This window comes from Dorea sp. AM10-31 (assembly GCF_003435815.1).
Classification (GTDB): Bacteria; Bacillota; Clostridia; order Lachnospirales; family Lachnospiraceae; genus Dorea_D; species Dorea_D hominis.
Genome location: NZ_QTUV01000012.1, coordinates 1 through 25,300, shown reverse-complemented (window position 1 = coordinate 25,300; position 25,300 = coordinate 1). Strand labels below are relative to the sequence as shown.

Below are 25,300 nucleotides of genomic sequence, written 5' to 3'. Positions count from 1 at the left end.
AAGCCAATTCGCCGCTCGTCAAATCTGTAAACAGCTTGACTCGCTTGCGCTCATTGTATCATAACTCCGATTATCTTACTATACCGATTCAGAATCGTCATACATAACTTCGGATAAAAGATTTGCAAGCCTTTGTTCTGCCGCTTCCGGTTTCTTTGAATAGAGCCTTACAACATCTGCCATATCATTAAATGCGTTGACAGTATGTGTGATCTCCCTGAGAAACATAATCTCATTATATTCATCTTTCGATTCAAATCCCATTACTTTGGCAATGTCCGCATCTTTGGTACTGCCTTTGTAATTTTTACAGGCGAACTGAAACGAATCCAGAAACAGTTCATATTGCTTTAACATTAACAGCAGTAAGTCTTTAGAAAAAGCGTCTTCTGTTTTATTGAGGTCAAGAGGAAACTGTTTGAGAATGTCGCCCATCGCATCACGAATCTGCAATTCTTTCTTATCCGTAATATCAGTTTCATATTCATCGGTTTCCCCTTTGAGCCATTCAATCGATACATGAAGTGCTTCCGAAAGACCTTCCAGTACCATCTTTTTGGTATTGTCAATCGAACCATTCTCATAACGCAGGATTGTGGAAGCGGTAACTCCCATCTTCTCTGCGACATAAGGCTGTGTCAGATTTAATTCCAGACGGCGCTGTTTTGCCCTGCTGCCGATCAGCTTGCGTAGTTCTTTATCTTTCATGCTGATGTGCCTCCTTTTTCGGTATGTCATTACTATACCACGCAACAAAATATATTGCAATATGCAATTTTAAGAAAAGCAGCAAAATTTCATAATGCTTGACAAAGCAATATAAACACGCTATACTGACAGCACAAATGAAATTGCATAATGCAATTCGAAAGGAGGTGGTCATATGACGCAAAGAAAGATTGCCTTATCTATTGAGGAAGCTGCTGATTATACGGGAATTGGCAGGAACACCCTGCGAAAGTTGGTAGAGTGGAAGAAACTTCCGGTATTGAAGGTTGGGAGAAAAGTCCTGATCAAAACGGATATGCTGGAACTTTTTATGGAAGCCAACGAGGGCAGGGACTTGAGGGATAAGGGAAATGTGAAAGCAGTCACAAGAAACGGTTCAACTTAAAAAAGCGGTTCCCGAAGAAACCGCCAAAGGTTCTATCAGACCGGAGTCATGATATACCTACACGCAAGCAGATTATACCATGTACTTCGTCTGACAGACAACAGGAAACTTATGTTTGGAAAAAAAGAAAGGACGATGATATTTATGGCAAGATCAACAAAGAGTTATGAGGAGCGTATGCTCCAGTTGGAAAAGAAAGAACAGGAAAGCCTTGAGAAAGCAAAACAGTATGCAGCACAGAAACGGGAACTGAAGAAACGTCAGAAAGATGTGGAAACCAAAAAACGGACACACAGGCTCTGCCAGATTGGCGGTGCAGTGGAATCGGTACTGGGTTCTGCGATTGAGGAAGATGATATCCCAAAGCTGATCGGCTTCTTAAAAAGGCAGGAAGCAAATGGGAAATTCTTCTCAAAGGCAATGCAGAAAGAGCCAGTTGCAAATACGGAGGAAGTGTAATGCCGGAGGGAGTGGAGTTTCCATTCCCTTCATTGCTTTTTTATGAAGGGCGCACTTATGGACAACCAGAGGTCGTCCGTATAAGTTTGCCACAGGTGGCAACCGGTCTGCGCTTACGCTTGCCGGGCTCGTTCCGTCGGCGGGGCTTTCAGCCAGACCTGCTCATGCCGCAGGAGGCACTCTTCGCCAGAGGGGCACATTCCATGCAGGCTGTTATGCACAGGGCACTCTTACGCAGAGGGTGCTCCGGCAGATACCATTTTCTTTTAGGAAAAACGTTACCTGCCGGAAATCAAAGCCGGATACGGCAGAATGGGGGAAACGGAGCATGGCGATTTTTCATTATACAGTAAAGATTGTTGGACGCAGCAAAGGAAAATCCATCATATCGGCGTCTGCTTATCTCAATGGCGATGTGATGAAAAATGAAGAAACAGGCAGGATCAGCTACTATACTTCAAAAAAAGAAGTCGTTTATACCAGCCTGCTGATGTGTGAAAATGCACCACAGGAATGGCAGAATGTACCTGCTGAAAATATCAGACGGTTCCAGAAATCTGTCCGATATAAAAGGGCAGATAACCAAAATGCTGCACTGGAAAAATTCAAACTTACTTTTCAGAAGCAGCGTTTATGGAATGAAGTCTTGAGGATAGAAAAAAGTTCAGATGCACAACTCGGCAGGTCATTTGAGTTCTCACTTCCGAAAGAATGGAGCCGACAGGAACAGATTGATTATACAACTGAATATATTCAAAAGACCTTTGTAGATAAGGGAATGTGTGCGGATTGGAGTATCCACGATAAAGGAGATGGTAATCCCCATGTGCATTTACTGGTGACGATGCGACCATTCAATTCAGACCACTCATGGGGTAACAAAGAAATCAAGGATTGGGAGTTTGTCAGAGATGAAAATGGAAATATTGTGGTGGATGAATCCCATCCGGACTGGTGGCAGGATAAAAAGAACCCTGACCGTCATGGAATCCGAATCCCCGTACTTGATGAAAATGGAGTCCAGAAAGTCGGGACAAGGAACCGCAAACAGTGGAAACGTGTATTAACCGATGCTACCGGGTGGAACAATCCGAAAAATTGTGAGCTATGGCGGAGCGAATGGGCAAACGTCTGTAATGCACATTTGAAAACGGAAAATCACATTGACCATCGTTCTTATGCAAGGCAGGGAAAATTAGAGATACCGACGATCCATGAGGGCGCAGATGCCAGAAAAATTGACGAGAAATTTCAAAACGGACAGACATCCTCTACTTCATGGAAAGTAGAGGAAAACCAGATCATAAAAAGACAAAATGCACTGCTGGATAAAATACAGATTTCTTTTGGAAAAGTATCCAGTGCATTAACACAATGGAAGGAGCGATTGCGTGACATTAGAAGAAAGCCGGGAAGTCATTCCCATGATGGAGACAATGATAAACCAGATCGAGGAACAGCAGAATCTTATGGCAGAGATGGTACAGGAATTGCAGGAACGGGACAGGCAGCTCCTGTCTTTTCAGGAGCAGAACCAGAGTTTAAAAAGCTTAAACAGCGAATTATCCAGGCTGCTAAATCTTTTGCCAGATACAGAAGAACTGCTCTCACAGATCGAGCAACAGAAAACCAGAATCGAACAGTTGGAAAACGAGAATCAGCAATGGCAGGAATTAACGCAGAAGCTGAACAACGAGAACAGCTTATTGCAGAAACAGAACAGCGAATTGCTGACCTTAAACAGCAGATAGAGAAAGCGAGGGAGATCGATGAGCGAATGCAGAAACTTAGAGAACGTCGGGCAGGTGGAAGAACTTCTGCTGATGACCGAACAGATGCAGGACGAACTGGATCAGAAAGACCAGACAATCCAGGAACTAAACAGGCAGCTAAGCGAATCGCTGACCTTGAACGAGAAATTGAACAGCGAAAACAGAGCCGAGAATATCGAAGCATTGCGGACAAGATTAAGGCAAACAGAGGAACGATTGACCAGCGAGACAGACAGCAGGAAAAGAGCCGACGCAGAAGCCGTGGCATGGAAATTTAAGTATGAAAAAGCAGAGCAGGAAAAACTTTATGCACAGACACACCAAAAGACGGTAGAGGTAGCTGTTGAGAAAAAAGTGCCTTATGAGAAATGTGAAAAATGTGACCGTACTGCTTACCGGAAAGCAAAAGAAAAATGCGATAGCCGTAAAAGCCAGTTAGAAAAGAAATATAAAAATATGACGATTGGTTATGAAAGTATCTTGTTTCTACTGGCATGGTACAGCATAACAACAACACTGTTTACTGCGATTCTTTCGCCGGTTTTCCTTAACGACTGTATCGTCTTTTTCGGTGCGTTAGGAAAAGGAATGGGAAGTTTATTTCGGGAGTTTGTGACAGGTGCAGACTCTTTCGGACAGTTAAGCAGTGGAATACCTAACAGTATTCTTTCCGGGATTGTGTACTGGCTGATTGCCGGTACTGTCATGGCAATTTTATTCGTAATAACCGGGTGGCTGATAATCGGGATTGGTTATCAGGTAGGAAAAATCTACCGGAAATATTGTTGGGATATCATCAGTATCGTGGTAGCGATAACGAGTACAGCTGTTGTAATTTACTTTGGAGAATGGATTAAAAACGCTAATCCGATAAATCTTATTGTATTGCTATTACTGTCGCATATTATTTATATTGGAATCAGATGTTATGTGAAAGACTGGATGGAAGAACGAGGATATTATTAAAAGAGGACAGGGAAATTTCATAATCTTCCTGTCCTTAGTAAGGGACTATTGATTGTTTATATAAAGAAAAAGTATATAAATAAATCTTGACAATTAGTACGAACTCGGACTATAATACAAAAGTCCGGATTCGTACTAATTTAAGGAGGAAAAAGATGAGAAAAGATAATAATATGATAATACAGTTGCAACGATATTATGCTTTATGGAAAGAATGTACAGCAATGTATGAGGAATGGTCAAAGGATCAGGGACTGTCTTCAAATGGAGTTTTTGCTTTGTATTCATTTTATGAAAGTAATGGAAGATGCACGCAGAAAATGATAAGTGAAAAATGGAATATACCTAAGCAAACGGTAAATACGATACTAAAAGATTTTCAGAAAAAAGGATACATCAATATGGTATCTGATGATTCAGACAAGAGAAATAAGCTGATATGCCTCACAGAATCAGGAATGGAATATACGAAAGATATCATAGAAAAACTGCACTCAAAAGAAATATATGTAATCGAAAAAATGGGATTAGAGAATATAGAAAGTCTTAATGATAATACAGAGCTGTTTATCAGACTTTTCAAGGAAGGAGATTGTAAGAAAAATGAATCATAAATCATTATTTTTTAAATATGTTATTCCATCTATTATAGCATTTGCATTATCAGGAATATATGCGATAGTGGATGGATATTTTGTAGGCAATACCATAGGAGATGCTGGACTTTCGGCTATTAATATTGCATATCCGATTGTGGCTTTGATTCAGGCTCTTGGAACAGGAATTGGTATGGGAGGAGCTGTTTATTACTCAATTAATGCAGCAGAAAAGAAAGGAAAACGGGCAGAAGAATTTATTGCTACAAGCTGGTGGCTTCTTGTAATAGTAAGTGTTATCAGTACCATAATTATTTACTCCTTTTCGTCTAAAATTTTAGGATTGCTTGGAGCAGATGGAATTATATTAACAAATGCGACAGATTATATCAAAATTATAGCACTTGGAGCAATATTGCAGATTCTTGGAACTGGAATGATGCCATTCATTAGAAATTATGGAAACTCTTTCTGGTCAATGTTTGCGATGGTTGGTGGATTCATAACCAATATTGTTCTGGATTTTATCTTTGTATGGATATATGAAATGGGCATGAAAGGTGCAGCCACAGCTACAATAGCCGGACAGGGTGTGACTGCAGCAATTGCAATCATATACGCATTATATAATAAAAAGTTTTATGTGTATGTATCCTTAAAAAATGTAAAAGAAATGTGTGGCGCTATATTCAGAGTAGGTCTTGCACCATTTGGGCTAGCATTGACTCCTAATATTTCATTGGTGTTTATAAACCGATTCTCCGCTTCTTATGGGGGAGAAAAAGCTATTGCAACTTATGCATGTGTATCCTATATTATCTGTATCATATATCTCATATTGCAGGGCGTAGGTGATGGAAGTCAACCTTTAATGAGCCGTTTTTATGGTGAGAAGGATCAAGAAAGCCTGAGAGGAGTTCAGAGAATGGCATACATTTTTGCAATAATTCTTGCTGTTTGTGGTGGAATTATCATGTATGTAAACAGAGCAAATATTGGAGGGGTTTTCGGAGCTTCTTATGAAGTAAGTATTGAGATTTCTAAAATTGTACCTATATTTTTAGTGTCATTACCATTTGTTGCGATTACCAGAATAGCGACAGCTGGATTTTATGCTACTGAAAAAAGTGGATTGTCATACATTCTTACATTCATTGAACCAGTATTGATGCTGATATTTATGCTTGTTTTACCACCTTTATTTGGTGGACAGATTATGATATGGTGGAGTACGGTATTGGCACGTGTTTTTTCAGCGATTCTGGCATTCATACTAATAAAATATTGCGAAAAGGGAGATTTGCAATATGGAATACAGAAAATTTAACAATCAGATAGTAGCAAGAATAATCTAGGTTTATCTATTGTATTTTTAAGGACAGCCTCATAGCAATAGGGCTGTCCTTTTAAAATTATGAAGCTAATTTTTAATAAATTCTAGTAGATTTTGATTGGAATAATCATAACTCTAATGAATCTTCAGCATCTACCCACATCTGTAAATTCCCATCAAGATATAACCTTGCATATTCTAATGGCTCATCGATTGCAAGCGATGTCAAAGCACAATCAGATCCAGGTGTGGTTCTTAAATTTTTTTCTGCTTCCCAACAATCAATACGGAGTATATAGCCCGTATTAGTATATACATCAATGCTGTTGCACTGTGGATTGTATTCTGCAAATATTGTTCTCATCGTATCCCATCTCCTTATCATTTAATCAATCAGTAGTAGCAAAAATTAAGAAGCATTTCAATCAGTTCACCATGTCACTTTTATTTTGTGTTATACTGTCTTATAGATTTTTCTTGCCCTTGTATTTGCCCTTATCAGAGTGCATAAACACTGATGGGACGATATAACACAAGGGAAATAATAAGGGAAAGCTCACCTGCGACAAATCCAGTGTTTTCAAGGGGTTGCGAAGAATTTAATAATAAAATATAACAGTTATTAAATTTCTTAAAACAGGTGAAATCTCAATCGGAAGTTGGAGGATACACGCATGAAAATTGTAATTATTAATGGAAGTGCCAGAAAAGGAAATACGCTGGCAGCAATCAATGCATTTATAAAAGGAGCGTCAGAAAAGAATAAAATTGAAATCATTGAACCCGACAAACTCAACATTGCACCATGCAAGGGATGTGGTGTCTGTCAATGCTCTAAGGGATGCGTCGATAAGGATGATACAAATCCTACAATTGATAAAATTGCTGCCGCAGATATGATTCTTTTTGCTACACCAGTTTATTGGTGGGGAATGTCAGCACAATTGAAACTTATCATTGATAAGTGCTACTGCCGTGGATTGCAGTTAAAAAACAAAAAAGTTGGCACAATTGTTGTAGGTGGTTCTCCCGTAGGCAGTATCCAGTATGAGCTGATTGATAAGCAGTTTGACTGTATGGCAAAATATCTTTCTTGGGATATGCTTTTCAAAAAATCATATTACGCAACAGCCAGAGATGAACTTGAAAAAAATAAGGATTCCATGAACGAACTTGAGTGGATCGGAAAAAATTTATAAAGCACACACCAAATTCCAGTTTGGAGAATTGAAAAAAACGGAATTTACCTATTAAGATATATAAACTCTTGACAATAAAGCTCCTATATAGTATGTTTTTAATAAACTACTATATAGGAGCTTTTGTATGGAAATGAATGGAGGATTTCTTGTCACCAAAATAAAACAGCTTGGAGACCGGATTTTCGAGAAGATTCTCAGTGAAAAGAATATTGATGCGTTTAATGGAGCCCAGGGACGTATTCTTTATGTGCTGTGGCAGGAGGATGGTATCTCAATCAGGTCACTCTCGACTAAATGCGGATTAGCGATAACATCTCTTACTACGATGCTGGAAAGAATGGAAAATCAAGGGCTGATAAGCCGTGTTCAGTCTGAAACGGACAAAAGGAAAACACTCCTGTTTCTGACTGAGAAAGCACATGCCTTAAAGGGCGAGTACGATTCTGTATCTGATGAGATGGGCAATATTTACTACAAAGGTTTTTCAGAGGAAGAAATTACCCGGTTTGAGGAATGCCTCGACCGCATCAGAAAGAATCTTGAGGAGTGGCAGAAGTCATGAGTATTTGTATCAAAGATCAGATTCAGAACATGAATATCGTCATCGGCTGCACAGTGGGGTGTACATATTGCTATGCCCGCAACAACGTGAAACGCTGGCATATGATTGATGACTTCGCTGACCCTGAATTCTTTCCGGGTAAGCTCAAGATGATGGAAAAGAAACGTCCGCAGAACTTTCTTCTTACCGGGATGAGCGATCTCTCCGGATGGAAGCCGGAATGGAGAGACGAGGTGTTTGCAAAGATCCGTGAAAATCCACAGCATCAGTTCCTGTTCCTTACCAAGCGACCTGATTTGCTGGATTTTGATACCGATCTGGAAAACGCATGGTTTGGCGCTACGGTGACGAGGAAAGCAGAACTGTGGCGTATCGACGCCCTTCGGAAAAACGTCAGAGCAAAACATTACCATGTTACCTTTGAGCCGTTATTCGACGATCCCGGCACAGTTGACCTTTCCGGAATCAATTGGATCGTTGTCGGCACCATGACCGGAGCTCAGAGCAGGAAGATTCATACGGAGCCGGAATGGGCATGGTCTCTGGCGGACCAGGCACATAAGCTCGGTATTCCGGTGTTTATGAAGGAAGACCTTGTCCCTATCATAGGGGATGAAAATATGATTCAGGAAATGCCGGAAGAATTTAATAAAGTGTTAGAGGTACAGAAATCATGGAAGAAGTAATAAATGGAATCCTCATTCGTGAGGTGGAAACAAAGAACATCATGACTAAGTCTAGTCTGCCGGTAGGCGGTTACTCGGTCAATCCCTATGTGGGCTGTACACATGCCTGCAAGTATTGCTATGCTTCTTTTATGAAGCGCTTTACCGGGCACAAGGAGGAATGGGGCACTTTCCTTGATGTGAAGCATTGGCCGGAAATTAAAAATCCGAAGAAATATGCCGGACAACGGGTGGTCATCGGTTCTGTGACAGATGGATACAATCCACAGGAGGAGCAATTCGGAAATACCAGAAAACTTCTGGAGCAGCTGATCGGCAGTGACGCAGATATTCTGATCTGCACAAAGTCTGATCTTGTGGTACGGGATATTGATCTGCTGATAAAGCTTGGACGAGTGACCGTTTCATGGTCGATCAACACACTGGATGAAAATTTCAAGAATGATATGGACTCTGCTTCAAGCATTGAGCGTCGTATCGCTGCTATGAAGCAGGTATATGAAGCAGGGATCCGTACAGTCTGTTTCGTATCCCCGGTATTTCCCGGTATCACGGACTTTGAAGCGATCTTTGAGCGGGTAAAGGATCAGTGCGATCTGTTCTGGCTAGAAAACCTCAATCTTCGGGGTGGCTTCAAAAAGACGATTATGGATTACATAGCAGAGAAACATTCTGACCTTGTGCCGCTTTATGACGAAATCTATAACAAGCACAACCGCAGCTATTTCAAAACTCTGGAAGAAAAAGCCGAAGAAATGGCAAAGCAATATGATTGTTCCTTTGTTGATAATGAAATGCCCTACGGCAGGGTGCCACAGGGACATCCAATCATCGTAGATTATTTCTATCATGAGGAAGTCCGTGGAACAGAGAATACCGGAAAAAGAAATCGCTAAATTCCAGTTTGTTGAATTAAAAATGAAATAAAGTTCCAGTAATCATAGAGTGTATGGATTCAATTCCATATGCTCTTTTTCTTTACTTAATTTCATGAAAAATGTAAAAATCTAATGTTACGAGTTTCTTGCGAATTGCATTAAAAAAACTCGCAAGAAAACTCGTAAGAAAAAAAGTAAAAAAATTTGCTTTTGACCACTGTAAAACATGCTCTGAGCGTTTCGTTATATGAAGGAATAATTTTTCTTTCATATTTCAAGGAAAAGAGGATAAAGAAATGTCAGAGAAAACAGAAATGGGAAACCTATGAAACGAAAGCCGAAGCAAAGAGAAGAAAAAAAGAAATTGAATATAAAAAAGAGATGGGATCATTTGTCGTCCGGAAATGCAAAACACTGGATGAGCTTATTACAGAATATGTTGCACTTTATGGCAAAGAAAACTGGGCGCTTTCTACATATGAAGGAAATGTCTCTCTTATCAATAACTATATTCTTCCGATCATTGGTGATACGAAACTCTCAGAGATCAATACCAGATTCATCGAAAGATATTATCAGAGTCTTTTGAAGAGGCGTGCTGTTATCAATCCATTAAATAAAACCAGTCGAAATGAATTTGTATCGTCCAGTACGGTCAGGGATGTTAATAAGCTGCTCAGGAACTGTTTTGAACAGGCAGTGAAATGGGAACTGATGGAAAAGAATCCCTGTACTCATGCGACTGTACCAAAACATAAATCACAAAAAAGAGACATCTGGACAGCGGATACATTGATGTATGCGCTCAGTGTCTGTGAAGATGAACGATTAAAGCTCGCAATTAATCTATCTTTCTCATGTTCCCTGCGACTTGGTGAGCTGCTTGGTCTTACCTGGGATTGTGTAGATATTTCTTCTGAGGCAATTGAAGAAAACCGTGCATATGTCTTCATCAACAAAGAATCACAGCGTATAAGAAAAGAATCGTTGAATGCATTGGATGGAAAAGATGTGTTGTTGGTATTCCCAACAAATCATAAGAAGAATTCTACGGTCCGTATTCTGAAAACACCGAAGACAGAAAGCAGTGTGCGTAAAATATTCTTACCGAAGAGTGTTGCTAATATGTTGGTAGACTGGAAAGTTGAGCAAGATGAAATGAAAGAAATTCTTGGTGATGAATATATGGACTATAACCTGGTTATGGCAAGTACCTTTGGTCTTCCTCTCGGAGATGGAGCAATCCGTGGTCCTTAAAAAAAACTGATCGAGGACTATAATCTCCCACCGGTTGTATTTCACAGTTTCCGTCATAGCAGCGTTACTTATAAGCTGAAATTGAATGGTGGAGACATCAAAGCGGTACAGGGTGATTCCGGTCATGCTCAGGTCAATATGGTTACGGATGTGTACTCTCATATTCTGGATGATGACCGAAGGAAAAATGCAGAGCTTTTTGAAGAAGCGTTTTATGAGAAAAAGAATCTGGATCCACAGATGCATGTACAGCAGGAAAATAATAATACTACTGTTGCTGATGAAGTCGATCCGGAACTTCTGGTAAAAGTGTTGGCTAATCCAGAGATGCGGGCGTTGCTCAATTCACTGGCGAAGACGATGAAGTAATGAAAAATAGTGAAAAAATAGTGTAATTTTAGTGGAAAAACGATTCATAAAACGATATAATATATGGATGAAATGGAGGTGGATCATGTGATTAAGGTTACGCTAACAAATGAAATTTTAAAAAGAATATCGGAAATAGACGAAAAGCGTTTTTCTCTTAGTACGATAGAAATGCCACCTGTTATAAAAAACAGACTTAGAAAAAACTCTAAGAAAAAAAGTTCCTATGCTTCTAATAAGATTGAAGGAAATCCATTAACTGAAAAACAGGCAAATGAGGCTATTGATAGTGATCCTCACAAACATTTTTTAAAGCCAGAACAGGAAGTTCGTAATTACTTTTTAGCTTTAAATTTTTTAGAAGAAAAACTGAAAAAGAAAGAAGTTTTTTCAAAAGAAATGATTTTAGAAGTGCAGGCAATGGTTGAAAAAGGTGCGTCAAAAGAAAAGATAGGCTTAAGAGGCCCTATGCCACCTGGAATGTTATTTGCAGTATATGATTCCGAAACAGGCGCAGCGGAATATATTCCACCAGAGTATATTGATATTCCAGACTTGTTGGATGAACTTGTTGAATATGTAAATACTACAGATGATCATCCGCTGATTATTGCTGCTGTAGTTCATTATCAATTGGTTACCATTCATCCTTTTGAAGATGGAAATGGAAGAACCGCCAGATTAATGTCAGGCTATATTCTTGATTATTATGGATATGGTTTTAATGGAATAGGTTCTCTGGAAGAATATTTTGCCTATGATCCAGATGAGTATTATGCATCACTGCAAATGGGGTTACCGGCGTTATATTATTCAGGAAGAGAAAACCCTCCTCATCCGGAAATATGGATCAATTATTTTTTGCGGATGATGGAATTGTATTCTAAAAAGGTATATGAATTATCAAAAACATCCGAAAACGACGAGTTAGATGGAAGTCTATCTTATTTAAATGCAAAAGAAAAAGAATTCTTAGCATTTCTGTTAAAAAAGCGATTATATGAGTTTACACCAATTGAAGTAAGCAAAATGCTTGGTGTAACCAACAAAACGATTATTAATCGATGTGCAAAGCTGGTAAATAATGGTTTGTTAATTCCAATCATTGTAAAGACACGAGTCCGATCTTATCGGTTAAGTGATTTTTCAAAGACAAATGAGAAAAAGATTTTGAAAAAAATATCGTAATAAAATATAAAATTTGCCAGTCAAAAACGCATGGACAAACCGTCTCGTATGCGTTATATTATTTATAGACAAGAAAATATCTCGTGCTTTCGATAGGAAGTTTAATTGAATACTGTTTACCATGATCGAACGTACGAAGCATGGTGGTCATATAACAGATGTCGATGGTAATATCAAGGCATTCCCCAATTATTAGCTGGAGCAAACAATCAGCTAACTTTCAGAGCTTTACAGAGCTTGACAGAGGGGGTATTCAGAATAACTCAAATTGAATAGGAAACAGTTTCTAATAGTATCTCATATGGGTTTACCTTACCTCAGATTGACAGAGAGTGACAATAGGTTGGAGCTCTCCTAAGCGAGGGGTCGGAGGTTCAAATCCTCTTGGCGACGGGCTTCAAAGCGTTCGAAAATGTTAGCTGGATTAGCTGACAACGAACGCTTTTGTTATTTTCTAATCACGTTCGTGACACAAAATTCCATTCAAAATGATCAATTTCCAGCTAACATTTGGGTTGCATTCTTGTTTTCGCTGAGTGTTATTCTGTATCTGATCCTGTTTGCAGGAGTTTTCGTAGATACTGTACTGGATATGACAAGAGAACGTATTATTGATTTTATTATATCGTGAGGAGGATATGAAAATGAGCGAAAACAATGATTATATTCAGTTACCACCACTAAAAAAAGACACACCAGCCGATGTGGTAGCATTTATGTGGGAGTACATGAAAGTACCGGAGGATTCAAGAGAAAAAGTTAAGAATCTGCTTAAAGATGCAAATGAAAATGGAGTAAAAATAAGTCATCAGGCACCACACTGTATGATGTTGTTCCGAAAGAAGAAATTGCTGAATTTGAAGAGCTTATGCGCAAAACCATAGCTGAAATTGTATCAGAAGCCAGTAGCGTTGCCTGTTGGGTGTATGTGCAGAAATATGTGAAGCACAAAATCCTAAATGAAATGCTGCAAGAATTGCCAGATGTAGGTCAATTCATCCTAGCTATGGATACCTGATTTGAAAAACTGATGAAGAAATAATCTAGGAAAATAGTTTAAAGTTTACATGTTATGATCATGTATGAAGTTGGAACGAAATAAAAGAATTGTGCTATACTATTGTTTAAGAAAAAAACTCATTGACATATTTCAATCTATTTAGGAGGATAAACGATCATGTGTACAGCAGCAACTTATAAAACAAAAGATTTTTACTTGGGACGAACCCTCGATTATGAATGCTCTTATGGTGATCAGATAGTAATTACACCACGTAATTATGCGTTTAATTTTCGCCATGTTGGCGATATGAAAAATCATTATGCAATTATTGGAATGGCTCATGTTGCAGAGGATTATCCTTTATGAAAACCATCAGATCAGTGCAGTAGATATGCATGTAGAAAATCTGGATAGTGATAAAATAATTTGTTATCCAGTAATTCAAGGAGAACGAATCAACTATCAAAATAAATAATGTTTTGAAATCAGGGATGAGGTAGAAAGGAAAGTTCCATGACAAAAGATAAAGTAAAAAAACTCAGGATGGACAGTCCGGAATCACTACAGTTTTTAAATAATGCTACAAAATTTTATAATTTAATGATGATGTATCGTTGTGCTATTCGGGAGATACAAACTAAACTTGAGGTTTTGGATGATGAATTTTCAGTTGAGAACAATCGAAATCCTATTTCTTTTATAAAAACAAGAATTAAGAAGCCCAATAGTATTTACGATAAACTGCAGAAGATGGGATATGAATTTACAACAGAAAATATACAGACATATCTCAATGATGTAGCAGGCGTTCGAATAGTTTGTGCGTTTATTGACGATATTTATATGATATCAGATTTGATTACCCAACAGGATGATATTAAAGTTATTGAAATAAAAGATTATATAAAAAATCCAAAATCGAATGGTTATCGAAGCTATCATATGATTGTTGAAATACCAGTATTTTTTGCTAAGGGTAAAACACCTATGCGTGTAGAATTACAGATTCGAACCAATGGTATGGATTTTTGGGCAACATTGGAACATCAACTTCGCTATAAAAAAGGAATTGAAGAAATGCCTGGCTATGATGAGATAAGTGAAGAATTACTTCATTCTGCAAGAGCTATCATTGAAGCAGATAATGAAATGCAGAGAATAAAAGACAAAATTGGTATGTTCCACGAAATTTAGGGAGAAAACTGAGCAAGTAGGAAGGTGGAATATATATGAAACAAGATACTTTAGAGGGCAAAGCAAAAACAAAAAATGGGGTAAAGCGGCTATGTTTTTCCATAATCTGCATTCTTCTGGAAGTAATTTTTATTATTACTATCGTAACACGCTTGAATGAATATGCAGAAATCATAAATTTATTTACAAGGATTTTGAGTGGGATCTTGGTTTTGGGATTGTACGCATCAAATAAGACATCCTCTATGAAAATGCCTTGGGTCATCTTAATTCTAATTTTCCCAATTATGGGTGTAGGCCTGTATTTGTTGATTGGTTTGAATGGTGGCACACATAAAATGCGTGAGCGATATGCAGAAATTGATAGCAAATTGTTACCAATGCTTCCGGACAGTCAGGAGTGTTTGAGCAGAATAAAAGAAGCAATTCCGAAAGCAGGAAATATAGCAAGTTACATACAAAGAAATTCGCAGTATCCAATCTATCAGAATACGGATATTGTGTATTTTGATGAAGCAGTGAAAGGATTAGAGGCACAGCTTAAGGATTTGGAGAAAGCACAGAAGTTTATCTTTATGGAATATCATGCGATAGAAGACGCTGAAGCATGGCATAAGATTCAAGATGTTCTGGAAGAGCGAGTAAAAGCAGGTGTGAAAGTTAGAGTATTCTACGATGATATGGGTTCTATAGGCTTTATTAACACAGATTTTGTGAAAAAGATGGAGGCAATAGGAATTCATTGCCGTGTATTCAATCCATTTGTGCCAGGTTTAAATCTGTTTTTGAACAATCGTGATCATAGAAAAATAACAGTTATTGATGGAAAAGTCGGATTTACAGGTGGATATAATCTAGCAAACGAATATTTTAATTACACACACCCGTATGGACAGTGGAAAGATACAGGTATTCGTTTAGAAGGAGATGCTGTTCAGTCGCTTACGGTGACATTTTTGGAAATGTGGAATGCAGTAAGTGATAAGGATGCTAATGATTCTGATTTTAGTAAATACCTTTTCCACTATGATTATGCGGCACAGCAAACTGGGTTTGTTCAACCTTATGCAGACAGCCCTATGGATAATGAACAAGTAGGAGAAGAAGTTTATATCAGTATGATAAATAAAGCTGAAAAATATTGTTGGTTTATGACTCCATATCTAATCATAACAGATGAAATGACGCATGCGTTATGTCTGGCTGCTAAGCGAGGGGTAGACGTAAGAATTATCACACCTGGTATTCCTGATAAAAAATTCATTTATAATATAACTCGTTCTTTTTATCATGGATTAGTTAAACATGGTGTTCGTGTTTATGAGTGGACTCCTGGTTTCTGTCATGCAAAAATGAGTGTGGCAGATGACTGTATGGCAACTTGTGGAACAATTAATCTGGATTATCGAAGTTTATATCACCATTTTGAAAACGGCTGTTTTATGGCAGATTGTCAGGCAGTTGTGGAAATAAAAAATGATCTGATAAGAACGATGGGAGAATGTCGTGATGTGACAGACCAATATCAAACCGGACAAGGTGCATATTTGCGACTGGGACAATTATTTATGAGATTATTTGCTGGATTGCTATAAGAATCTGATGAAACGACCTTTCAAAAAACAGTTGATTTAGAAGTTAACTGTTTTTGAAAGGCCGTTTTTGCTATATCTAACAGTCTGTTGTACAAAGAAGATTTTGCATGGATGAAAAAAATAAACCTTGTTGAGGTTAAATTGAGATTGACTTTGTATTGTATAAGTATGAAATAAAAAGGAATCAAGTGATGTACAATGAAAAAGCATAAAATATGTAAAATCCTTCTTGTTATACTGGCAATTTTTTTATGTGTGGCTTTTTATGAATTGCTCGGAATCTGCGTTGCATATAAAAAGCAGCCGGAAGTGTCCAATACAACCAAAAAAGAAACAAAAAATGGGTCACGGAACGAATGCAGTGAAAATACAGAACGGGCAGTAATCATAGAAAAGAATCCAGAAGCGCTTTTACAAAGAGTGCGTTTGATCAAGAATGCAAAAAAGGAAATTATTCTTTCTACTTTTGCATTTCAATCCGATGAAAGTGGAAAATTGATTTTAGGAGCACTGCATGATGCGGCAGACAGAGGTGTACATATTCGTCTGTTAGTAGATGGAATGGAGAGCTGGATTGATATGGAAGGAAATCCGTATTTCTATGGATTATCTTCCCATGAGAATGTTGAAATTAAACTGTATAATAAGGCCAATCCGTTGAAACCGTGGAAAATGATGGGTAGAATGCATGATAAATATTTGATTACGGATGGAAAGAGATATATTCTTGGGGGAAGAAATACATACAATTATTTCCTGGGTGATTTTCCGGGGCATAAGAACTATGACAGAGACGTGTTAGTGGTTTGCGATGAACCTGAGAAAGAAAATTCAGTTAACCAGTTGTCAGAGTATTTTGAAACCATATGGAAGCAGGAAGACAGTGGTTATTTTCATAACAATAAAAAACTGGCAAATAGAAAATCTGTAAAGAACGCAGTTTTAGAGCTGCAGAACAGCTATCAGAAATATTTTGAAGAGAATAAGGAAAGAATCTGCGAGACCGATTATACGGACGAAACTTTTGAGACAGAAAAGATTACATTAGTGTCAAATCCTATTCACACAGGTTCCAAAGAACCAGTAGTGTGGTATCAGTTGGGAGAATTGATGAAAAATGCAAAAAATCGTGTGAAGATCCACACGCCATATATTATCTGTAATGATATGATGTATAATACATGGGAGGAGATTGCAGAGACCGTTTCAGATTTTTCTATCATGACAAATTCAGTTGCGAATAATGGGAATCCATTTGGGTCTGCCGATTATGCGAAAAACAGAAATAGAATCTTAAGTACAGGAATTAATATCTGGGAATATGAAGGTGGTTATTCATACCACGGAAAAAGTATTCTGATTGACGATGATCTGTCTGTAATCGGTTCCTTTAATATGGACATGAGAAGTGCTTATCTGGATACGGAACTGATGCTTGTAATACGCAGTAAAGATATTAATAAACAGTTAGAAGAAGGCATGATGGAATATGAAAAAGTGTCCCGCCAGATATTAGAAGGCGGAACTTATAATGATCCGTATCATGTAGAGCCAATTGAATTAACAAAGAAACGTCAGAGAAATATATTTTTGGTACAACATCTGCTTGGATGGGCAAGGTACCTGTTTTGATGAAGGAGGAAGAAAAACGTGTTTCAAATATTAATTGTAGAAGACGATAAAGAATTAAGTCAGCTATTCCAAAAAGTGCTTGAGAAGAATGGATATCAGGTCAAAAGTGCATCAGATGGGGCACAGGCATTAGAGGTATTGGATAGGGAATATATTGATCTGATCATTTCTGATATTATGATGCCGGTTATGGATGGTTATGAACTGGTATCGGAACTTCGTTCAGCAGGATATCAGATACCAGTACTTATGATCACTGCAAAAGGTTCCTTTGATGATATGCGCCAGGGATTTCTTTCGGGAAGTGACGATTATATGGTAAAACCGGTAAATGTGAATGAAATGGTTTTGAGAGTCGGGGCATTGCTTCGTCGTGCGCAAATATTGAATGAACACAAAATTGTGATCGGTTCAACAGAGTTTGATTACGATGCAATGACGGTTGCAACGGATAAGGAAAGTCTTGTTTTACCTAAAAAAGAATTTCTACTTTTGTACAAGCTTGCAGCTTCGCCAGGCCGAACATTTACAAAACAACAGTTAATGGATGAAGTATGGGGATATGAGACAGAGGCAGACCCACATACAGTAGAGGTACATATAGGAAGAATCAGAGAGCGTTTGAAAGACAATCCGGATTTCGAAATTGTAACCATGCGTGGAATTGGATACAAGGTGGTGAAAAAATAATGGAACAAAAGAAAAAAAAAGAATTGCGGATCCGATCCTGTCTGACTGGTGCAATCTGGCTGGCACTTGTATTTTCAACAGTCATATCTGCTTTATTATTTGCTTTTTTGAATCATTTTTTTAATCTGCCGGGCAGCATATCTGTGCTTGGCTGGCTTTTAATTTTCAATACATTGATTGCAGGGCTGATCACTTCCTTTATCAATGCAAAGTTACTGGAACCAATTACCAGACTTAGTAAAGCAATGAAGGAAGTTTCTCAGGGAGATTTTGAACAGCATTTGGAAACGAACAGCCGTATAGCAGAAGTTGGAGAATCTTATCAAAGTTTTAACGTTATGACAAAAGAACTTCGTGCAACAGAGGTGCTGCAGATGGATTTTGTATCTAATGTTTCTCATGAGTTTAAGACCCCGATTAATGCCATTGAAGGATATACAATGCTACTTCAGGGAGAAGAACTGTCTCCGGATCAAGAGGAATATGTAGAAAAAATCTTATTTAACACCCAAAGACTTTCCGGATTGGTTGGTAATATTTTGCTGTTATCCAAGTTAGAGAATCAGAATATACCAATGAAAAAAACAGAATATCGTCTGGATGAACAGATCCGCCAGGCATTTCTTTCATTGGAAACAAAATGGACAGAAAAAGAAATTGGTTTTCAGGTAGAATTGGAGGAAGTTAAATATACTGGGAATGAAGGACTTTTTATGCATATCTGGATAAATCTTTTGGATAATGCGATTAAGTTCAGCCCTTCAAAGGGGACAATTACGATGTTTCTGAAACAAGAACAGGATTCTGTTAAGTTCATTTTGGAAGATGAAGGACCAGGAATAGAGGATGATGTAAAATCCAGAATATTTGACAAGTTCTATCAGGTAGATGGATCTCATAAAGCAGAAGGAAATGGCCTAGGTCTTGCACTTGTAAAACGGATTGTAGATAGTGCCGGAGGAACAATTAAAGCAGAAAACCGTGAATATGGTGGATGCAGATTTGTTATAGAGCTGCCAAAGCAGAAAGATGAGATTATATAGTTTTAAGATAAATTAGAAGATGGGAGAATTTATATGACATTTTATCAGGAGTTGCAGTTAAATCAGGCAGGTTCTAAAAACCTGTTGAAAAAGAGTGAAACATTAAAAGAAAAATTATATCATATGTGGGTATATCTGGTGAAGATAGCTGTTACAATGGCATTTTGTTTTTTCTTTGTTAGTATTTTCAGCATCCTATTTGGAAATGAGAACAGCATTGTAGGTGTAGTAGTCTTATTATGTCTCATGGTGTTTAGAAATGCGGATCTGGGGATCCACACCGGACAATCTACGATGCTTTTGGCTTTGTTCTTTGTAATTATGACTGTATGTCCGCATTTAGCAAATCAGTTTTCACCGGTATTGGGAATGCTGTTAAATATTGCGGCACTGGCTGTGTTGATTCTGTTCGGATGCCATAATCCATTCATGTTTAATCAATCTACATTGGCTCTTGGGTATCTGCTGCTATATGGTTATGATGTTACGGGAAAAAGCTATCAGATGCGATTAGTCGGAATGGCTTTAGGTGCAGCACTTACCTGCTTTGTATTTTATCGAAATCATAAAAACAGAACTTATAAAAGAAATCTGAAAGATCTGATACAAGAATTTGATATCACTTCTTCCAGAACAAAATGGCAGATATGTCAGATTTTATGCGTACCGATTGTCCTTTGCATTGCAGAACTTTGTAATATGCCACGTGCAATGTGGGCTGGTATTGCGGCCATGTCCGCGATTTTGCCGTTTATGGAAGATATGCACTACAGAGTCCGTAAAAGGATTGTCGGAAATATTGCAGGTGTTATATGTTTTACAGTATTATATTTTCTGCTTCCTTCGTCAATCTATGCATATATAGGAATTCTTGGTGGAATCGGTGTAGGATTTTCAGCACAATATGGCTGGCAGGCATTATTTAACACATTTGGTGCTTTAGCCATTGCTGCAGAGACTTATGGACTACAAGGAGCGGTTAGCCTTAGAGTGATTCAAAATGTTTTTGGTGTTGTATTTGCTTTAGCATTTTGTGTTATATTTTATTGGTTTATGTCTAAAAAAAAGGAAAGTGAGGTGACCGTACATGCAGAGTGAAGTGAATCAGGAAGAAAATTTGAATAGAATTATTACGGTTCCTAATCTTCTTTCTTTTTTTCGGCTTTGTCTGATTCCGGTAATTATATGGAGTTATTGTGTAAAGAAAAATCCTCTGTTAGCTGGTGAAATCTTATTGCTGTCTGGTCTTACGGATCTTGCTGATGGATATATCGCAAGAAGATTCCATAGGATTAGTAATTTAGGAAAAATACTTGATCCGGTGGCTGATAAGCTGACACAGGCAGCGATGTTAATCTGTCTGTTTACTCGTTTTCCGCATGTGCTTCTTTTAATCGTAATAATGGCAGGTAAGGAGCTGTATATGGCAGTTAGTGGATGTCTTGTGATACGAAAGACAGGAAAAGTACATGGTGCAGACTGGCATGGAAAGATAGTAACCTTTTTATTATATGGAACTGCAGCGGTGCATATTATATGGTTCCACATTACACCGATGGTATCAGATTTGTTGATTGGTTTGTGCGCTATAATGATGGTCATATCGGTCGCTCTGTATATTATCCAGAATACCAGGACTCTTAAGAGAGAGAATGTATAAGCAATTTTATATTGCAATGACTAGAAAAATATTTAGGAGAAGATAGATATAAACAGTAAGGATCAATGGAGTACTGACACCGGTACTGCTTCGCATGGATGATAATGAAGAATATGAAATGGTGTTCGGTCACAGAAGAATGCATGCAGCACAGCTGGCAGGACTTACGACAATTCCGGCAATCGTAAGAGAATTACCGAATGATGATGCCATTGTGGCAATGATGGACGCTAACATTCAGCGAGAGGAACTGTTGCCGAGTGAGAAAGCTTTTGCTTATAAGATGAAACTTGAGGCAATGAAAAGGCAGGGAATCAGAGCAGATTTAACTTTGTCTCAAAATGAGACGAAGTTGAGATCGGATGAAGTCTTGAGCAAGCAAGTTGGGGAAAGTAGAGCTCAGGTACAAAGATTTGTACGATTAACAGAGCCTATTCCGGAACTTCTTGATTTGGTAGATAACAAGAAGCTTCAATTCACGGTTGCCGTTGATATCTCTTACATCGATAAGGAAATACAGGAATGGATCTACGAATATATCAGTGATACTGGTCTAATAAATCCAGTTCGACATCTGTAAGACGTAATCCTATAAAATGTCTGTGATTCAGTTCTTTATCTTTTTTTTTGTTCTCATACTCCTCCTTCCGTTGAGACTATTCCTCCTACCGGGAGTCCACGTATTTTAATATCGGCTGCCCCTTCCGATATTAGAAATAGTGCTGTGAACACCTTTAGGTGGAACCAACAGACAAGTGAAACGTCTGTTATTGAGAGGGTATGGGGAGATCCCCATCAAGATAAATCCCATAGGAGAACAGGATGCCAAATGGCAATACTGTTAAACATGGGTGGATCTTGCTCTGTATGTGTACCCCTCTATATAACGAAACGCTCAGAGGCTGTTTTACAGTGGGGGAAAAGAAAAAATATCAAAAAAATGATGATTAATGGTGAGCTTGTGATAGAATGAAAAAAAGAGAAAAGCATAAAGGATGTAGTTGTGGAGAAAATTTGTTATGATTAGAAAGTTGCTAAACGGAGATATCGATAGAGTTGCTGACATATGGTTAAAGACAAATCTGAAAGCACATTATTTTATTTCCAATCAATACTGGAAGAGTAATTATGAATTAGTAAAAGAAATGATGTCACAATACGAAGTTTATGTGTTTGAAGCAGATAAAATGATACAAGGATTTGTAGGATTAAATGATGAATATATCGAAGGTATTTTTGTCTCTGATGAGATGCAGTCATGTGACATAGGTAAGCTTTTATTGGATTATATTAAGGATAAAAAAGTCAGATTACAATTAAATGTATACCAGAAGAATATCAGAGCAATTTCTTTTTACCAAAGAGAAGGGTTCATTATTCAATGTGAAGGTTTGGATGAAGCTACTGGTGAAAAAGAGTACACCATGCTATGGAAACGAAAATAGAAATCGAAATTTGAAGGTGCGATTGATGAAAATTATTGAAGTTAAAGAGAATAAAAAACAATATCTTGATTTGCTCCTATTAGCAGATGAGCAGGAAGATATGGTTGACCGTTATCTTGATAGCGGCAAGATGTATGTACTTGATGATAATGGGGTCAAGTGCGAGTGTGTCATAACGGATGAAAAAAATGATATACTCGAAATCAAGAACATTGCTACAGTTCCAGAATATCAAGGGAAAGGTTATGCAAGAGCCTTAATTGAGTTTATTGTTAATAATTACAGAGAACAATACGCCATTCTGCAAGTCGGAACAGGCGATAGCCCACTGACAATACCATTTTATGAAAAGTGTGGTTTTGTCCGTTCACATATTATATCAAATTTCTTTATAGATAATTACGATCACCCAATCTACGAGAGCGGAGTACAGTTAGTAGATATGGTGTATTTGCAAAGACCTTTATAATTAACTTCCAGTTGTTGAACTGAATCCGAAAAGCATTAGGGCGCAGAGGAGATAGAATCCTTTGCGTAAAAGACTAACGAACATATTTAATGAAACATCGGAACCATCTTCTTTTTGTTGTCTACCTATAATAACGATTGGAGTAGTCGATTATAGACATTGCAATCAAAAAAATCTGAAAATATATTTATCAACATTACATAAAAGTGTGTAGATGCACATAAAATGGGAATACATATTGAAATTCAGGTCGTTCTGTGATAGAATCTCATTACTAAAAAGTGTGCAGATGCACGGAAATGGGTAGTGTAACGATGGAGATTAAAAGAGACGCTTACCTACAGCAGCTGATTGAGCGAAAAGATAATGGAATGATAAAGGTGATTACCGGCATTCGTAGATGTGGCAAATCCTTTTTGCTGTTTACCATCTTTAAGAGATACTTACTGGAGAACGGCGTTGATGTTGATCATATTATTGAAATTGCATTGGATGGTATTGAGAACGAGGAATTAAGAGATCCCAAGGTATGCTTCAAGTACATCAAGGATGCCATGAAAGACGACGGGAAGTATTATCTCCTTTTGGATGAAGTGCAGTTCATGCCACGATTTGAGGAAGTGCTGAACAGCCTGCTCCGCATGAGCAATATTGATGTGTATGTCACCGGAAGTAATTCCAAGTTCCTGTCCAGCGACATTGTGACCGAGTTCCGTGGCAGAGGTGATGAGATTAGAATCTACCCTCTCTCCTTTGCAGAGTTTTATTCTGTCTATGACGGTGATTATGATGATGCCTGGGATGACTACATGATCTACGGAGGATTGCCGCAGATCGTAAGTTTCCAGAGCGAACGACAGAAAGCGGACTATCTGAAGAACATCTTTGCAAATGTCTATCTGAAGGATGTTATTGAAAGAAATAAGGTTCAGAACGTGGATGAGATTGGGATTCTGGTTGATGTGCTTGCATCTGCAATCGGCGCACCGACCAATCCTTCAAAGATTGCCAATACCTTTGCCAGTGAGCGCCAGATGACTTATGCTAATAAAACCATCTCCAAGCATATCGACCATTTGACAGATGCCTTTTTGATTTCCAAGGCAAGCCGATACGATATTAAGGGCAGAAAATATATCGGTGCAAATCTGAAATACTACTTTACTGATCTGGGACTGAGAAATGCACGTCTGAATTTCAGACAGCAGGAGCCTACTCATATCATGGAGAACATTGTTTATAACGAGCTGCTGATCCGTGGCTACAATGTTGATGTGGGTGTCGTGGATATCTTCGATAAGGATAAAGAGGGCAAACGTGTTCGCAAGCAGTTGGAGGTTGACTTTGTGGTGAATCAAGGAAACCAGAGATACTATATCCAGGTTGCATATGACATGACTTCGGAAGAAAAACAGACGCAGGAGTTCAATTCTCTGCGTAATATCCCGGACTCTTTCAAGAAGATCGTCATTGTAAATGGCAGCAAAAAGCCTTGGAGAAATGATGAAGGTTTTGTCATCATGGGAATGAAGTATTTCTTGCTGAATGCGAATAGTCTGGAATTTTAAGTCGATTTGAGTTGTTGCTGTGGTGTTGTTCTATTTCAAAAAAGAGTGAAATGATATAAATAAGGCCACGGCTGATTTCATGTAGGAACAGTCGTGGCTCAGTTTATTTTTTTCCCGTACAAACGAGACTGTTCCGCAGATTATGTAGAACAGACAACAAATAATTTTTGTAAATAAATACTTTTAATTAGCCGATTACGGCATCCTCTGCTGTAAAATGTTCCAGAGAATTTTCTTTTACCTGAATGCAGATATAAGTAATTCCAGAAATATCGGATGCAAAAAACTGACGCTTTGCAGCAGGTGCGATTTTTAGCCAGTCTCCAGTTGAAAGGCTAATTTCTTCTCCATCAATTATGGCTTTGCCGTTACCTGAAAGAATTCCATAGATTTCTTCATTTTCTTTATGAGAATGAACAAATGGGACATTTGCTCCTGCAGGTAGTTCGTTTAAACTGATTTCTGCACCTGTTAAAGACAACTTTTCATGTAGCTCAATTCGGTTTTCCTTTCCAATAGTTGTTTTTGTGTAATTTACCATAATAACCTCCATAGTTAATTTGTAGTTAGCCATGAGCAAAACTCCACACATTCAGTATTTATGCGGGTTTGCGAGGCA

26 protein-coding genes and 3 pseudogenes are annotated in these 25,300 nt (G+C 38.0%); 26 read left to right on the top strand and 3 right to left on the bottom strand.

Annotated features, from left to right (window positions below; all coding sequences use genetic code 11):
- Positions 1–78: 78 nt before the first annotated feature.
- Positions 79–708, bottom strand: coding sequence for a helix-turn-helix domain-containing protein (locus DW125_RS13240; protein WP_009243739.1), 630 nt, complete (start codon positions 706–708; stop codon positions 79–81).
- 175 nt (positions 709–883) lie between these two features.
- Between DW125_RS13240 and DW125_RS13235 the strand changes: the two genes are divergently transcribed.
- The 6 genes from DW125_RS13235 to DW125_RS13205 all read left to right on the top strand — a co-directional run bounded on the left by DW125_RS13235 (position 884) and on the right by DW125_RS13205 (position 6,234).
- The gene (locus DW125_RS13235; RefSeq protein ID WP_002578307.1) at positions 884–1,114 is read left to right on the top strand and encodes a helix-turn-helix domain-containing protein; all 231 of its coding nucleotides are present in this window, start codon (positions 884–886) and stop codon (positions 1,112–1,114) included.
- 144 nt (positions 1,115–1,258) lie between these two features.
- Positions 1,259–1,573 (top strand): DUF3847 domain-containing protein, encoded by a 315-nt coding sequence (locus DW125_RS13230; protein WP_002578306.1) that lies wholly within the window; start codon positions 1,259–1,261, stop codon positions 1,571–1,573.
- Between the two features lie 328 nt (positions 1,574–1,901).
- Positions 1,902–3,623 (top strand): MobA/MobL family protein, encoded by a 1,722-nt coding sequence (locus DW125_RS13220; protein WP_117535163.1) that lies wholly within the window; start codon positions 1,902–1,904, stop codon positions 3,621–3,623.
- A complete protein-coding gene (locus DW125_RS13215; RefSeq protein WP_021369328.1) occupies positions 3,607–4,311 on the top strand; it encodes a DUF6040 family protein in 705 nt (234 codons plus the stop codon). Before DW125_RS13220 ends, DW125_RS13215 begins: the two co-directional genes overlap by 17 nt.
- A gap of 155 nt (positions 4,312–4,466) precedes the next feature.
- Complete coding sequence (locus tag DW125_RS13210) at positions 4,467–4,925, top strand: MarR family transcriptional regulator (RefSeq protein ID WP_108817235.1); 459 nt, start codon at positions 4,467–4,469, stop codon at positions 4,923–4,925.
- Positions 4,915–6,234 (top strand): MATE family efflux transporter, encoded by a 1,320-nt coding sequence (locus tag DW125_RS13205; RefSeq protein ID WP_109214827.1) that lies wholly within the window; start codon positions 4,915–4,917, stop codon positions 6,232–6,234. Before DW125_RS13210 ends, DW125_RS13205 begins: the two co-directional genes overlap by 11 nt.
- Before the next feature lie 133 nt (positions 6,235–6,367).
- Here the strand turns inward: DW125_RS13205 and DW125_RS13200 are convergent, their stop codons facing one another.
- On the bottom strand, positions 6,368–6,604 hold the full coding sequence (locus DW125_RS13200; RefSeq protein WP_002578301.1) for a DUF6061 family protein: 237 nt from the start codon (positions 6,602–6,604) through the stop codon (positions 6,368–6,370).
- A 310-nt stretch (positions 6,605–6,914) separates the two neighbouring features.
- Between DW125_RS13200 and DW125_RS13195 the strand changes: the two genes are divergently transcribed.
- From DW125_RS13195 to DW125_RS13095, 20 genes and pseudogenes are all read left to right on the top strand, one after another.
- On the top strand, positions 6,915–7,439 hold the full coding sequence (locus DW125_RS13195; RefSeq protein ID WP_117538434.1) for a flavodoxin family protein: 525 nt from the start codon (positions 6,915–6,917) through the stop codon (positions 7,437–7,439).
- A gap of 127 nt (positions 7,440–7,566) precedes the next feature.
- Complete coding sequence (locus DW125_RS13190; protein WP_008392846.1) at positions 7,567–8,004, top strand: radical SAM mobile pair system MarR family transcriptional regulator; 438 nt, start codon at positions 7,567–7,569, stop codon at positions 8,002–8,004.
- Complete coding sequence (locus DW125_RS13185) at positions 8,001–8,690, top strand: radical SAM mobile pair protein A (protein WP_044925406.1); 690 nt, start codon at positions 8,001–8,003, stop codon at positions 8,688–8,690. Before DW125_RS13190 ends, DW125_RS13185 begins: the two co-directional genes overlap by 4 nt.
- Positions 8,678–9,586 (top strand): radical SAM mobile pair protein B, encoded by a 909-nt coding sequence (locus DW125_RS13180; RefSeq protein WP_117538433.1) that lies wholly within the window; start codon positions 8,678–8,680, stop codon positions 9,584–9,586. Before DW125_RS13185 ends, DW125_RS13180 begins: the two co-directional genes overlap by 13 nt.
- A 282-nt stretch (positions 9,587–9,868) precedes the next feature.
- Positions 9,869–11,194, top strand: a pseudogene (locus DW125_RS14535) (tyrosine-type recombinase/integrase); the annotation flags it as partial.
- An 87-nt stretch (positions 11,195–11,281) separates the two neighbouring features.
- Positions 11,282–12,382 (top strand): Fic family protein, encoded by a 1,101-nt coding sequence (locus DW125_RS13170; protein ID WP_242992997.1) that lies wholly within the window; start codon positions 11,282–11,284, stop codon positions 12,380–12,382.
- A 412-nt stretch (positions 12,383–12,794) separates the two neighbouring features.
- The gene (locus DW125_RS14530; protein WP_117538432.1) at positions 12,795–13,013 is read left to right on the top strand and encodes a hypothetical protein; all 219 of its coding nucleotides are present in this window, start codon (positions 12,795–12,797) and stop codon (positions 13,011–13,013) included.
- A 13-nt stretch (positions 13,014–13,026) separates the two neighbouring features.
- The gene (locus tag DW125_RS14605; protein WP_330411928.1) at positions 13,027–13,266 is read left to right on the top strand and encodes a hypothetical protein; all 240 of its coding nucleotides are present in this window, start codon (positions 13,027–13,029) and stop codon (positions 13,264–13,266) included.
- 293 nt (positions 13,267–13,559) lie between these two features.
- Positions 13,560–13,748 (top strand): annotated as a pseudogene (locus tag DW125_RS13155) (linear amide C-N hydrolase); the annotation flags it as partial.
- A gap of 150 nt (positions 13,749–13,898) precedes the next feature.
- Positions 13,899–14,579 carry a GTP pyrophosphokinase gene (locus tag DW125_RS13150; RefSeq protein WP_117538431.1) on the top strand — a complete coding sequence of 227 codons (681 nt, stop codon included), beginning with the start codon at positions 13,899–13,901 and terminating at the stop codon, positions 14,577–14,579.
- Between the two features lie 35 nt (positions 14,580–14,614).
- Complete coding sequence (gene cls, locus DW125_RS13145; protein ID WP_117538430.1) at positions 14,615–16,174, top strand: cardiolipin synthase; 1,560 nt, start codon at positions 14,615–14,617, stop codon at positions 16,172–16,174.
- Between the two features lie 198 nt (positions 16,175–16,372).
- Complete coding sequence (locus DW125_RS13140; protein WP_117538429.1) at positions 16,373–17,806, top strand: phospholipase D family protein; 1,434 nt, start codon at positions 16,373–16,375, stop codon at positions 17,804–17,806.
- A gap of 18 nt (positions 17,807–17,824) precedes the next feature.
- Complete coding sequence (locus DW125_RS13135; protein ID WP_117538428.1) at positions 17,825–18,496, top strand: response regulator transcription factor; 672 nt, start codon at positions 17,825–17,827, stop codon at positions 18,494–18,496.
- Positions 18,496–19,539 (top strand): sensor histidine kinase, encoded by a 1,044-nt coding sequence (locus DW125_RS13130; RefSeq protein WP_117538427.1) that lies wholly within the window; start codon positions 18,496–18,498, stop codon positions 19,537–19,539. The genes DW125_RS13135 and DW125_RS13130 overlap by 1 nt, the downstream gene beginning before the upstream one ends.
- A 33-nt stretch (positions 19,540–19,572) precedes the next feature.
- Complete coding sequence (locus tag DW125_RS13125; protein WP_117538426.1) at positions 19,573–20,637, top strand: FUSC family protein; 1,065 nt, start codon at positions 19,573–19,575, stop codon at positions 20,635–20,637.
- A complete protein-coding gene (locus DW125_RS13120; RefSeq protein ID WP_117538425.1) occupies positions 20,627–21,199 on the top strand; it encodes a CDP-alcohol phosphatidyltransferase family protein in 573 nt (190 codons plus the stop codon). The genes DW125_RS13125 and DW125_RS13120 overlap by 11 nt, the downstream gene beginning before the upstream one ends.
- A 52-nt stretch (positions 21,200–21,251) precedes the next feature.
- A pseudogene (locus DW125_RS13115) lies at positions 21,252–21,764 on the top strand (ParB/RepB/Spo0J family partition protein); the annotation flags it as partial.
- A gap of 454 nt (positions 21,765–22,218) precedes the next feature.
- A complete protein-coding gene (locus DW125_RS13105) occupies positions 22,219–22,644 on the top strand; it encodes a GNAT family N-acetyltransferase (RefSeq protein ID WP_117538424.1) in 426 nt (141 codons plus the stop codon).
- 25 nt (positions 22,645–22,669) lie between these two features.
- On the top strand, positions 22,670–23,113 hold the full coding sequence (locus tag DW125_RS13100) for a GNAT family N-acetyltransferase (RefSeq protein ID WP_117538423.1): 444 nt from the start codon (positions 22,670–22,672) through the stop codon (positions 23,111–23,113).
- A 314-nt stretch (positions 23,114–23,427) separates the two neighbouring features.
- Complete coding sequence (locus DW125_RS13095; RefSeq protein ID WP_117538460.1) at positions 23,428–24,681, top strand: ATP-binding protein; 1,254 nt, start codon at positions 23,428–23,430, stop codon at positions 24,679–24,681.
- A gap of 187 nt (positions 24,682–24,868) precedes the next feature.
- Here the strand turns inward: DW125_RS13095 and DW125_RS13090 are convergent, their stop codons facing one another.
- On the bottom strand, positions 24,869–25,222 hold the full coding sequence (locus DW125_RS13090; protein ID WP_117538422.1) for a cupin domain-containing protein: 354 nt from the start codon (positions 25,220–25,222) through the stop codon (positions 24,869–24,871).
- Between the last annotated feature and the right edge of the window lie 78 nt (positions 25,223–25,300).